The 12,681-nt window shown below is 51.9% G+C and carries 11 protein-coding genes; 5 read left to right on the top strand and 6 right to left on the bottom strand.

Annotation, left to right across the window (positions count from 1 at the left end):
- The first annotated feature begins 73 nt into the window (after positions 1-73).
- Entirely contained in the window at positions 74-229 is a 156-nt protein-coding gene (locus G516_RS23715) for a transposase (RefSeq protein ID WP_051218932.1), read from the top strand.
- Positions 230-601: 372 nt separating this feature from the next.
- Here G516_RS23715 and G516_RS0104725 read toward each other — a convergent pair whose 3' ends face one another.
- The 4 genes from G516_RS0104725 to G516_RS0104710 all read right to left on the bottom strand — a co-directional run bounded on the left by G516_RS0104725 (position 602) and on the right by G516_RS0104710 (position 5,028).
- Positions 602-1,165, bottom strand: coding sequence for an AAA family ATPase (locus G516_RS0104725; RefSeq protein WP_028292695.1), 564 nt, complete (start codon positions 1,163-1,165; stop codon positions 602-604).
- Positions 1,143-2,447: a B12-binding domain-containing radical SAM protein gene (locus G516_RS21035; RefSeq protein ID WP_051218931.1), complete on the bottom strand. Its 1,305-nt coding sequence runs from the start codon at positions 2,445-2,447 to the stop codon at positions 1,143-1,145. The genes G516_RS0104725 and G516_RS21035 overlap by 23 nt, the downstream gene beginning before the upstream one ends.
- Positions 2,448-2,617: 170 nt before the next feature.
- Positions 2,618-3,604 (bottom strand): hypothetical protein, encoded by a 987-nt coding sequence (locus tag G516_RS0104715; RefSeq protein WP_028292694.1) that lies wholly within the window; start codon positions 3,602-3,604, stop codon positions 2,618-2,620.
- Positions 3,605-4,200: 596 nt separating this feature from the next.
- Positions 4,201-5,028 (bottom strand): helix-turn-helix domain-containing protein, encoded by an 828-nt coding sequence (locus G516_RS0104710; RefSeq protein WP_028292693.1) that lies wholly within the window; start codon positions 5,026-5,028, stop codon positions 4,201-4,203.
- A gap of 214 nt (positions 5,029-5,242) precedes the next feature.
- On the opposite strand from G516_RS0104710, the gene G516_RS0104705 reads away from it, so the two are divergent.
- From G516_RS0104705 to G516_RS0104690, 4 genes are all read left to right on the top strand, one after another.
- Positions 5,243-6,382 (top strand): tyramine oxidase subunit B, encoded by a 1,140-nt coding sequence (locus tag G516_RS0104705; protein WP_028292692.1) that lies wholly within the window; start codon positions 5,243-5,245, stop codon positions 6,380-6,382.
- An 85-nt stretch (positions 6,383-6,467) separates the two neighbouring features.
- Positions 6,468-6,884, top strand: coding sequence for a RidA family protein (locus tag G516_RS0104700; RefSeq protein WP_028292691.1), 417 nt, complete (start codon positions 6,468-6,470; stop codon positions 6,882-6,884).
- Between the two features lie 54 nt (positions 6,885-6,938).
- A complete protein-coding gene (locus G516_RS0104695) occupies positions 6,939-8,231 on the top strand; it encodes an NAD(P)/FAD-dependent oxidoreductase (RefSeq protein ID WP_028292690.1) in 1,293 nt (430 codons plus the stop codon).
- A 24-nt stretch (positions 8,232-8,255) separates the two neighbouring features.
- Positions 8,256-9,671: an APC family permease gene (locus tag G516_RS0104690; protein WP_028292689.1), complete on the top strand. Its 1,416-nt coding sequence runs from the start codon at positions 8,256-8,258 to the stop codon at positions 9,669-9,671.
- Between the two features lie 278 nt (positions 9,672-9,949).
- Here the strand turns inward: G516_RS0104690 and tyrS are convergent, their stop codons facing one another.
- Positions 9,950-11,230, bottom strand: coding sequence for a tyrosine--tRNA ligase (gene tyrS, locus G516_RS0104685; protein WP_028292688.1), 1,281 nt, complete (start codon positions 11,228-11,230; stop codon positions 9,950-9,952).
- 160 nt (positions 11,231-11,390) lie between these two features.
- Positions 11,391-12,554: an extracellular solute-binding protein gene (locus G516_RS0104680; RefSeq protein WP_036534430.1), complete on the bottom strand. Its 1,164-nt coding sequence runs from the start codon at positions 12,552-12,554 to the stop codon at positions 11,391-11,393.
- Positions 12,555-12,681: the final 127 nt, after the last annotated feature.

Genomic DNA, 12,681 nt, shown 5'->3' with positions numbered 1-12,681 from the left:
TATACCTTGTTCTGGTTGAATAACCCGGACACCTCAAGAAGAGATAAACTCTTCACCAACAGAGGTTCCAACCATGAGCCAGAAGCGCAGCTACAAACAGTATCCGCCAGAATTTAAAGAAGAAGCCGTTGCTCTCGTGACTGAGCAAGGTTACTCCGTTCCAGAAGCCGCGAAGTCTTTGGGGATTGCCACCAACTTGCTCTATCGGTGGAAGGAAAAACAGGAGTAGGGAATCCGTGAGCCGAAGCCAGCTGAAACCGAAATGGAAGAGCTGAAACGGCTTCGGCAGGAAGTCAAAACGCTGCGCATGGAGAACGAGATTTTAAAGAATGCTTCTGTCGGGATGCCGCACCATTTCTTCGCGAAAGAAATGAAGTGAAACTCCACTTCATTAACCAGTACAGACAGAGCTATTTGATACGCCTGCTCTGTCGAGTGATGAACGTCGGTAAGTTGGCGTTCTACGTGTGGAAAGCCCGTCCATCAAAGGGATCACTGCGGAGAGTTGCACCGCTACCGACGTGCCAAAGCACTGTTTAAGGCCTCCAGAAATAGCCGTGGAAGCCGAGAACTGGCCAAAAATCTGAAGGGTTCTAACCCGTTATGTCGGGCAGTGAGACTTGATGATGGCAACCAGTTCCTGCAGCGCCTGCTGCTGATCCAGCCCGGACACATCCAGCTCGATATCGCAGCGCTGGCGTAGCCCGGCCATCACTTGCTGGCGGAATACCGGTTGCAGGGTTTCCAGGTCTTCGGCTGTGGTGCCGCGTTGGCGCAAACGCTGCTGGCGTTCCTGTTCATCCAATGTAAGAAGGATGGTGAGGTCGGGTTTAACCGCCTGTGAAAGTGCCGCTTCCAGATCGGTGTTTACGCCGCGAGCTTTGGCATAGGCAATGGTGGACGCGCTGTAGCGGTCCATCACGACACTTTGCCCTTGTGAGCAGAGGCTTGCGGCACGTTCACCTTCGGCCTGAACCGTCGCGGCGTAAAACAAGGCGCGTGCAGTTTGGGATTTGCCTAGACCATTGATGATATCCGCGCGCAGTGGCTGCAGTTCTTTGCCTGGCGTGGTCAGAAACTTGTAGCTGTGGTGTTCGGACAGGTTCTTGGCTAGGGTGGTTTTGCCCACGCCGTCGAGGGCCTCAAGCACGATAAAAGATGACATCTTGTTCTACTCCATATTCCGGGGCTAGTAGGTGGTTAGGTTCAAGTTGGCCAAGGTTCAATTGGTTGGCTAGCTCTGCCATTTTTTTGTTGTCTTCAATGCTGCAAGTGTTGCTTTGGATGACCAGGGGGATCGCTTCATCCGATTCAACAAACCCGAATTCTTCCTTTCGTTCATACAGCGCTGTACCTCGGAGCAACATCAGTGGCCAGGCTTTGATCCGCGTTACCCCATGCTGGTGGCACCAGTCGATGGAACGTTTGAAACTTTCTAGGGTTTGCGATGGCAAGCCGTATATGAGGGATATTTCAAAAGGAATTTGTCGCTGTTTTAACTGCTTTAGTTTTTGTGCAGCGGTTTTCATGTTGTTACCGCGGCGTATCAGTAACGATTCCGATCGAATGGCGGTTTGCAGACCAAATTCAAGGTCAACTTTTAAGCCATTCAAAGCATCCAGAAAGTCATTGGTTAACATTTCCAGTCGGCACTGCAGGGAAATCTCGGCTTTTACTCCGGCATCTTTCAATATCTGGAGTACACGTAGAGCGTGTCCTTCGCTGTGATGGAAAATGGGGTCTAATATCGAGATCCGTTTGACATTGGCTTGCGCGAACAAGCGGGCTTCTTCTTCCAGTATTTCGTAGCTGAAAGTTTTCACTTTATGGCGATTGTCTGCTGACTTGTGCTGGCAGAATTCGCAAGCGTATGGGCAGCCTCGTTGGGTTTCCCAATGGATCGAGGAAACTATTGGCAAAAGGCCGGTTATGTATGGGGACGGCAGATCTTCGAGTGAGTGGTCTGCCTGGAGCCCTTTGTCTGGCAGTCCTGCCAGGTGGATACCAGCAACATTTTCATGCTGGCCTTCTATAGCGGCGACCAGTGCTTTCTCGCCATAGCCTCGAATAAAGATATCAACGCCTGGGTATGCTGCCTCCAGCTTTCCTTTTGATGCGTAGGAAACCTGTGGACCGCCGAGAATAATAGTGGCATTGGTTCTTTGTTTCACTTGCCGGATTAGCGTTTGGCTAGACTCTTCATTCCAGACATATAAACCTAAACATAAAAAACAGTCGTCGCCGGATGATTCATGTCTTTTAATGTAAATGATAACTTCTTCTGTTATTCGGTTTACATTGAAGTCGTCACTATTGACGGCGATGATGATATTTTTAACCGGTATGTTGTGTGAATCCAGTGATGCCAAGATGGATGCATTTCCCAAGCTTTTTCGGCCGTCAGCCTGCCGATCCACTTCAAGGGATAGCAAAATAGCTTTTTTCATTTTTTTAGTGCAGCTTTTATCCGGAAATTTTGTTGATGTTACGTTTGAAGTTCTTTGATGCCCTTATGTCGCTTGGCGAGCAGGGGACAGTAACAAATGCATTTTTGTCTGGAGGGTATAGCTTCCCATGTTTTTTCCCGTGGATGAAAATCCATCCGAGCTTTACCTTTTCAGAGACAAGAGATCTTATTTCGGGACTGGAAGAGTATTTCATTGTTTGTCTCAGTTTTGATTTTATGTAGGGTAATAATTTCTAAGATAGCCTCCTCGATGTTATGAGGTGATGAAGGAGAAATGTATTTTTCGAGTAGAAGGATGAATGTCATATTTATGCTGAATGCCAATATGGACAGCTTCTCAATTGTCTGCTCAGAAAAACGTTCATCTTTGGACATGTTCTTGATGACTTTTTTGAAATATTTCCATGTTCCATTTTTTGATTTTTCTTTCCACCTAAACCATGTTCTACGTGCATTTTCTTTATCATTTAGACCTGTGGATATTTTATAAAAATCTCCTTTCTCGATATTCCATGAATTACAGATATAATCTGAAATCAGAGTTATAAAACATGATGATATGTGAATTCTTGCTGAATTTTTATTGACGCTCGCCTGTTGGTCTGGGAAGAAATAATCCCACGACTTTTTCATGTAATTGATGATCCCTGGGTTGTATCCATCATGTCTACATAGTAGGGTTAATACAACCATGGCCGCTTGGGTAAGACGTCTGTCATCCTCGTTAAATAATTCACCTGCCGGATAAGCCTTAGCAAAATCAGAAGCTATTTCTTGGTATAGAGTGCTTTTCTTTCGAAGTGCGAAATCTGAACTCATTTGAGTTATTTCAAATAGGGGTAGTGGAGCTATCTTTTTCAAGGATTTGCAGTCGATATCATCAGTGATGATACTTTTAAAGAAGCTCCTTATTTCATCGGGCATCTCTGTGTTTTCTGAAACTGATTTAGATATTTTCTCATCGAATTTTTCAGTTTTACTCCAGTTTTCTATTGTTTTAGGGTCTTTTCCCGCGAGCAGTGATAAAATTTCATAGAGTCCTTTCTCTCCATAGAAATTTTCATACATAAACCCAAGCACTCTTGAAAATGCCTGAGCCTGTAGCTCCGTGTCTGTTACAAATGGAAGTATGGCCATTGGTTATCCTCTGTATTCTATGGCTCCATAATCCTGGAATTATTGCTAGTGATGTAGTGACATTTTGGGGAAAAATTGAAGTTTTCTGACATTGGCTAGATTTGAATCTGGTTGAAAAGCGGGCTACTTGATTGGTAAAGGTGTCATAGCCCCAACGTTTAGATACCTCTTACAACGCACCAGTGCAGTTTTCTGGTAGCTGTCCTGGAAGAACCTTGTCTCGTTGTCTGGCGCCGCCTCCGTCTCCAAATCGCGGGATTGCAAAGCAGTCGTCGAGGGTAAATCCGTATACCGATTGTTTGACGTATGCTCTTTGCATGGCCAGCAGGTCATGTTCGGCCAAAAATCCAAAGTTGTTACCAGGTCCGGAAGGTGCCATGAATCAGAAACTCCATTTCCACTACCACAGGCGCTATCTATCGGGAGATATACAGGGCAGTGATTACAACACGTATGGGCGTTGCTGAAAATTCAACGGCTCAATTTTCTTCCGGTAATTATTGAGATAAACGCTTGCAGTGATTTTCTGACAGGGAGGCGGGGAGGGACTTCGATGTAGGCTTGGTACACGTAAGCTTCTACAGTCCACTCATCCCTCACACCCTTCGTATCCTTTCCTGATACCCATGCCCCTGCAGTTTGTTCAGGTATTCCACCGGTGTGGCGTTCACAAACTTTTTGAATTCCCGCTGGAAGTGGGATTGGTCGCTGAAGCCAAGGTCGAAGGCGAGGTCGGATAGGACGACGTCGGTGTGGCGGTTTATGTCGTGGATGGCGTTTTGGCAGCGGACGATGCGGCTGAAGGTTTTGGGGGATAGTCCAAGGTCTTCTGCAAATTGGCGTTGCAGGGTTCGACGGCTGTAGCCGGTGTGTGTTTCGAGGTCGTTTATTTTCAGGTTGCCGTGGGTTTCACGCAGCAGCTTCATGGCTTGATGAGTGAGGGCGGAGGTTTGTCGATGGCTGCGTCCGTTGATGAAGCCTTCGAACAGTTTGGCCTGGTTGCGGGCGTCGGTTTGTTCGGTTATTTGGGCCAGCAGGGAGTCGGAGTTTGGGGCAAGCTCCAGCCAATTGACCTCTTTGTCGATCAGTTCGGCAATGTCGGTTTGCAGGAAATCCGGCATCACGCCCATGGCGAAACGTATGCCGAAGTATCTGTGTTGGTGCGTCAGGTCGGCGCTTCGTGCAGCCAATGTGGTGCCGCAGACTTTGGCTTGGGGGGCGCTGCAGTCGAATAAAATATCGATACAGCCATCCGGAATAGCGAAGGTCAGCCCCTGGCTTTGGTCCGCTTCAAAGCTGTAAAAGTGCGATATGGCCGGGTCCTGGGAGGTAATCAGGTCGTAGTGCCGGGCGGCACTGAGTACAAACCAGGGCTGTTCTGAGCCCAGTTCGGTTTTGGGGTTACGATTGGAAACATCGGACATCGACTGCACCGTTTTTCTGGCCTGAAATCTTCTGGAATCCATTTTCTGCAAAAAGCATTCCTGCTGTCTTGACTCTCCGTGCCAGCTTTTGGCGCTGTCCCAAAAATTCAATACAGCCTTTCGAGGCGTCCATAGCATCAAAAAGAAAACGCTTTCGTAAACCTGCCAGGCAGTTATGAAAGCCTCTGATGAAGGGCTTTGCCCGGGTGATGTTATGACCTCAACAACCAATATCGATTTTATTTACCTGTCCGAGCCAGACATGATTGCTGCTGGCGTAACCGATATGCCGGCTTGCGTCGACACCATGGAAGACATGTTCAAGTTACTGCACCTGGGCGATTACCGCATGGCTGGCCCGAATAGCGATTCCCACGGTGCGATGATCACGTTCCCGGATGAATCCCCATTCCCGACCATGCCAAAGCCAACCGCTGACCGTCGTCTGATGGCGATGCCAGCCTATCTGGGCGGCGACTTCCAAACCTGTGGCGTGAAGTGGTACGGCTCCAACATTGCCAACCGCGAAAAAGGCCTGCCACGTTCCATCCTGATGATGACCCTGTCTGATATCGATACCGGTGCGCCGTTGGCGTACATGTCTGCCAACCTGCTGTCTGCTTATCGTACCGGTGCCATTCCGGGGGTGGGTGCGCGTCATCTGGCCCGTGAAGATGCTCGTGTAATTGGCCTGCTTGGCCCGGGTGTGATGGGTAAAACCTCCACTGCGGCGTTTATGGCGGCACGTCCAAACATCGATACCATCAAGGTCAAGGGCCGTGGTCAGGCATCACTCGACAGCTACATTGGCTGGGTGAAAGACACCTTCCCGCAGATCACCACCATTCAAGTGGTCGATTCCATTGAAGAGCTGGTTCGCGGCTCCGACATCGTTTCCTACTGCAACTCCGGTGAAGTGGGTGACCCAAGCACTTATCCGCTGGTGAAGCGCGAGTGGCTCAAGCCGGGCGCATTTCTGGCCATGCCTGCCAGCTGCAGCCTTGACGATGCCATGAGTGGCCCTGACGTGCGTAAGGTGATGGACAGCATTGGCCTGTACGAAGCCTGGTACGAGGAAGTGCCGAAGCCAAGCCACCATGTGATTCCGTTGGTGGGCATGCGCTACATGGACATGATCGCTGACGGTCAAATGGACAAGAGCGAGCTGGAAGACCTTGGCGCCATCATCTGTGGCGATACCCCGGCCCGTCAGAACGACGACGAAATCATCGTTATGTCTGTCGGTGGCATGCCGGTGGAAGACGTTGCCTGGGCCACCACGGTGTACCGCAATGCCGTTGAAAAAGGCATTGGCGTGAAGCTCAACCTGTGGGACGAGCCAGCCCTGCGCTAAGCCTCCCCCTGCTAATTCTGACCTCGGAGCGCCGCTTGAACGTCTGGTGCTCCGTCAATCTCTTCATCTACTCAAGGCCCATTTCATGACCAAAATTCTGAAAGTTAAAACCGGCGGCAAATTCGAGGAAGTTGCCAGCTATTCCCGCGTAGTGGCTGTCGACGACTGGATTTTCGTATCCAACACTGCTGGTCGTGACCCGCAAACTGGCGAGTTTTCTGCCGATCCGATTGAGCAGGCAAAAGTCGTGTTCGCCAACATTGAAAAAGCCCTTGCAGCGGTCGATGCCAGCCTGCAGGACGTGGTGATGTCTCGCGTATTTATCCAGCAGCCAGAGCACATTCATCAGGTGATGGAGTTCATCGGTACCAAATTCCGTGGCGTTGATCCGGCCACCACCGCGACCTGCCCACCTTTGGGCTCCAGCCAGTATCTGGTTGAGATCGAAGTGACCGCATTCCGCGGAGCTGGCAAGGCTGATATCGAATACATCAACATTTAATCCTCTGGCGTCGGGTATCGAAGGATACCTGGCGCGGTTCTGGAGAGTCTGCTCATGACCCGGATGCTGGAATCCGTCACAACTTCTAACGAGCTGCCGTCATCCACCGACGTTGTCATTATTGGCGGCGGCATTGTGGGTGTATCGGCGGCGTTGGCGCTGGCCGAGCGTAATATCCCGGTGGTGCTGCTTGAAAAAGGCCACATCGCTTGCGAACAGTCGTCACGTAACCTTGGCTGGATTCGTAAAACCAGCCGCCATGCCGCGGATGTGCCGATGTCGCTGGCAGCAGACCAATTGTGGGCGAATATGCCGAAGCGAATCGGTCGTGAAGTGGGCTATCGTCAAAACGGCATCATGTTTCTCGCGCCGACCGAAGATGCGTTGGCGGTGCACGAGAGCTGGTTGAAGTCGGTGGACTCGCTGTCGCTGGATTCCCGCTTGTTAAGCAGTGCTGAAATCCATCAAAAGGTACCGGGCGGCAAAGGGCAGTGGGCTGGTGCTGTTTACACCCCTTCAGACGGTTATGCCGAAGCAGCACAGGCTGCTCCAGCCATCGCCAATGCGGCAATCAGCAGCGGTGCCGTGATGGTACAGAACTGTGCCGTGCGTACGTTGGCAACCAGCGCGGGCAGGGTGTCTGGTGTGGTGACTGAGAAGGGTGAAATCCGCTGCAAGCAGGTGTTGTTGGCGGGTGGTGCCTGGTCCCGTCGCTTTTTGGGCAACCATGGCGTCAAGCTGCCCACCTTGCCGCTTATTTGCAATGTGTTGCGCACCAAGCCGATGGATGGCCCTACGGATATTGCCACGGGTGGCCCGGATTTCTCGTTCCGCAAGCATCAGGACGGCGGTTATGTGATCACCCAGCGCGGTGGTCTCGACTGCCCGATCGTGCCGGACCACTTGTTGATTGGCATGAAGTACATGGATCAGCTGGGGCCAAACCGTCAGCTGTTGCGCATCAAGTTGGGCAAGCCGTTCTTCCATGATTTGAGTTTGGGGCGTTCATGGAAAGCCACCGATGTATCACCGTTCGAGAAAGAACGTGTGCGTGATCCGGAAGTGAACCACGGCTTGAATCAGGAAGCGCTGGCGAACTTGCGAAATGCCTGGCCAGTGTTTGAAAAGGCTGAAATTGCTGAAGCCTGGTCTGGCTGGATGGACATTACGCCGGATTCGATTCCGGTCATCGACCACATCAAGGACATTCCCGGCCTTACCGTTGCTACCGGATTTTCCGGTCATGGCTTTGGCACCGGCCCGGCCGCGGGGCAGCTGGCGGCTGATTTGGTGTGCGGCGGATCAACAATCATCGACCCGGCACCGTATCGGTTTAACCGATTCTGATACCGGCTTTCAGAGGCAATAATAATGAATAATTCAAGCAGTACGATGAAGGCAGCCTCCAGTCCGACCTTGCAGCGGGCAGTAATTCATGGCGACAAATCGTCCATGAAGATGGGCTTGCTGACCATGATGGCCATCGCTATTGGTATGGTGATTGTGCAAGGGGCAATGATTTCAGCTACCCAGGGTATTGGCATTGGCGGTATGAGTTTTATTGCTGCCATGGTGGTGGCTTTGGTGCTGGCGCAGTTCAATGCCATGAGCTTTGCCGAATTATCCTTGATGTTCCCGCAAGAAGGCACGCTGGCCACATACACCCAAAAAGCCATTGGCCACTTTCCGGCCATTCTGGTGGTGTTTGCTGGTTATGTGGTGGTTGCCTTGCTGGCGATTCCGGTTGAAATGTTCCTGGTTGAGGTGATGTTGCAACAACTCGCTCCCGGCGTACTGCCCGACAAGGTGGTGCCGTTGCTGATTTTAGCGGTACTGGCCATTGCCAACCTGGTGGGGGCGGATATTTTTGCCCGCGTTCAAAACCTGCTGGCGTTTATTCTGGTCAGTGCTCTGGTGCTGATGGGTCTGGTGGCTATAACGGGTGTTAGTGAGCCGCATCCGGTACTGGATGCTCCGGTGGATTGGGGTTTTGATGGCGTTCTGGATGGCAGCTTCTTCGGGCTGGTGGCGCTGGCCATGTGGTTGATGGTCGGGGTGGAGTTTGTGTGCCCCATGATTAACGACGTCAAAGACCCGCAGCGCAACATTCCCAAAGCGATGCATTTGTCGTTGTTCGCTATTTTCTTTATTTTCCTCGCCTTTGTGGTTGGTGCCACTTTCTATCTGGACGCCGAGCGATTGGCATCATCGCCAATCCCGTATCTGGATTACGCCAATGCGGTATTTGGCAAGGCCGGGCTGTTTATTGCCACCGTTATGGCGCTGGCGGCTACTTGCAGTTCGATGAATACGCTGTTGGCGGCCATCCCGCGCATGCTGCATGGCATGGCCATGAACAAGCAGGCGTTCCCGCAATTGAAGGCACAAAACCGCTTTGGTGTGCCGTGGGTTGCCACTGTGATGATCGCTGCCCTCACCACCATTCCATTTTTGTTTGTCGAAATTGATAGCCTGATTACGCTGGTGATTGGTGCAACCACAAGCTATTTGATTGCTTACATCGTTGCTCATATCAACGTGATGGTGCTGCGCAAGCGCATACCTGAACACGCGCGTCCGTACCGCTCCCCCTGGTTCCCGATTCCGCAGGTGTTGGGTATTGCTGCCATGGTATACATCGCGTTTAACAATTCGCCGTCGCCAGAAATGACCGTGATGGTCTACAGCGCCACCGGAGTGATGCTGTTGGTGTTGGGGGTGATCTCGGCGCTGTGGGTGAAGTTGTATATGAAACGTGGTTTGTTCGAGCCGGATATGGATGCTTGATGGTTGGTCTTGATATGAACCGTCGTTAGAGTTTTGTAGGAGTAAAAACCGGATTCCATGGAATCCGGTTTTTTTATGGCTGTTTATCGCTCTTTATCGGGATAGCTGGCCGGCTCGGATTGATGTGATGGCCTGTGCGGTGCGCAGTGCACACCCTACAGCGAAAATGTCGGGCACATAGTAGAGAGGCAATAAACGTAGGATGCGCACTGCGCATTGGGGGGTGTTGTTTTGAATTGGACTGCGGTGCAGATATCTCTACACCGCAATAAACACCATCAATGGCTATGACACAGGCCGTAGTGTTTTTTGCCTTTGCGAATCAGCCAGTAGTTCTGATGCAAGGCTGTCGTATGCTCCAGCAAGGCGTGTTCATCTATGATGGTTTGGCCGTTGATGCTGACCGCGCCGCTGTTGATCATGTCACGGGCCTGACGACGGCTTTTCACCAAACCTAATTCAACCAGACTGTCGACCACGGTGTGTTGATCTATGGTCTGTAAAGCAGGGATCACGTCCAGCTTCAGTTGTGCCAGCATGTCGTCTGGCAGCTGTTGTACATCACCACCAAACAACAATTCGTTGGCTGCTTTGATGCGCTGTAGTTCTTCTTTGCCGTGTACCAATTCCGTCAGGTTATCGGCCAATACACCTTGGGCGCGTGGTTTGCCGCCATTGGCTTTGTCTTCGGCTTCCAGGGCGTCGATGTCTGCCACATCAATAAAGCTGTAGAACTTCAGGAAGCGGTACACATCGGCATCGGCGGTGTTGAGCCAGAACTGGTGAAAGCGGTAAGGCGAGGTCTTGCTGGCGTCCAGCCAGATGGCGCCGGATTCGGTTTTGCCGAACTTGGTGCCGTCAGATTTGGTGATCAGCGGCAAGGTCATGCCGTGCACCTGACGGCTGTTCAGCCGACGGGTCAGGTCGATACCGGCAGTGATGTTGCCCCACTGGTCATTACCACCAATTTGCAGCTCGCAATCGTGCTGGCGGTTCAGTTCTGAAAAGTCGTAGGACTGCAGCAGGCTGTAGGAAAACTCGGTGAAGGAAATGCCTTGTTCCGGTCGCTCGATGCGCTGACGTACCGATTCCTTGTTGATCATGCTGTTGACGCTGAAATGCTTGCCGATGTCGCGCAGGAAGGTCATCACGTCCATGCGGCCCATCCAGTCGTGATTATTAACGTAGTGTGCAGGCAGGCCGTCGTTGGTATTCAGCAAGCGGGTAATTTGCTGGCCCAAACATTCCACCCACTGTTGTACCGTATCGCCGGTATTGAGGCTGCGTTCTGCGGCTTTAAAGCTTGGGTCGCCAATCATGCCGGTGGCACCACCAATCAGGGCGATGGGCTGGTGGCCTGCTTGTTGGAAGCGTTTCAGCATCAGCAGCGGCACCAGATGGCCTATGTGGAGGCTGTCGGCGGTGGGGTCAAAGCCGCAGTAAAGGCTTCTTGGCTGGCTCAGCCATTCGGCCAGTTGTTCGGTGTCGAGGCTGCTTTGGGCAATCAGGCCTCGGTCGATCAGTTCGCGAACCAGGTTTGTGTCTGTCGTTGTGTTCATGTACGTATTACCGGGGTGTCGTGCGGCCACCTTTGCGCCGGAATATAAGCGCAGGTGGCCTTGAAACGGCAGCCCCCGCCGACGCGGGGACAAAAGAAAGCGGCTATTGAGGCTGTTTACAGGGGCGGCTGTATAGAAAAAAGGCGTCAGAAGAAGGACGTCAGAAGAATGATGTCATAGGCACGGAGCACCAGCTCCGGCCACTGCAAATGGCACTGACCCACAGTCGATGTTTGATTCTGGTGGCTTGCTTGTCTTGCGGTATCAGTGCTTCCAGCTGGGTCAGTTGCAACTGCGGCGGGTAAATCGCGGGATTCTCGGTAATGTGTTTGTCGATCATGGGTTCAGCGCTGGCCATGGCCGTCGGGTAGGCCATTAAATTGGTGTTGGCAGCGGCGTTCTCGGGGCGCATCAGGAAGTCGATAAACTGGTACGCCAGTGTTTTATTTTGGCTGCTGGCGGCGACGGCCATTACGTCGATCCACATGGCCGCGCCTTCACGGGGAATGTAGTAGGCGTAGTCCGGGTGTTGTGCAATGTCTTGCAGGATGTTGCCTGAATATCCAACCGCCACGCAGATACGCCCGGCTGTCAGGTCCTGGCGGTACTGGTTGGGGTGCAGGTACTGGGCGTCCTGAATGGCTTCTTTCAGCAGGTTACCGGCTTGCATCAATTCCGATTTGTCGGTGGTGTTGGCCGAGTAGCCCAGATACACCAACGCGGCGGCAAACAGCTCGTCCCGCTCGTTCAGTAGGCCAATGCCGCACTGGCTGGCTTTGGCGCGCACATTGGCATCAAACAGCAGCGCCCAGGAGTTTTTGTAGTCACCAATGCCCAACTGTTCGAGTTGATGGGTGTTTACGCCGAGCCCGGTGGTGCCCCACATGTAGGGAATGGCGTGCAAATCGCCGTTTTCCTGCTGTTGGTATTGCTGCAATACATCGGGGCGAAGTTGTGCAAAGCGGGGGAGTTGGCGGGTGTTAATGCCTTCCAGCAAGCCCAGTTCGGTCAATCTTGGAATAACCCGCGACGCCGGAAAAACCACGTCAAAGTTGGCATCAGGCTCAAAAAAGTAGCCACTGAATTCTTCCACGCTGTAGTAACCGGTGTACTCAATGGTGACGCCATACGCCCGTTCGAACTTTGCCAGCACATCCGGAGCGATATATTCCCCCCAGTTGATGATTTTTAGCACCCTGTTGCTGTTGGTCTTGGTATCAGCATGGCTGGTTGTTGCGGTGACAGTAAGCGCTAACGTAACAAGTAATGTCAGTGCCTGTTTGAACAGTCGAACAGGCGTTCGGCATAAGCGGTGAAAGAGCATAGCGGCGTCCTTGGTCGCTCTGTGCCGTACGGTGAGACAGGGCGACGTTATTGTTATCGATACATGAGTGGTCGATACCAATGCTCTACTGCATGGACGGTGGGAAATTGCATATCGCTGCCGGGTT

The organism is Oceanobacter kriegii DSM 6294, assembly GCF_000422845.1.
Lineage (GTDB): Bacteria > Pseudomonadota > Gammaproteobacteria > Pseudomonadales > Oceanobacteraceae > Oceanobacter > Oceanobacter kriegii.
The sequence above is the reverse complement of the archived record's forward strand: the minus strand, read 5'-3'. Positions and strand labels throughout refer to the sequence as shown.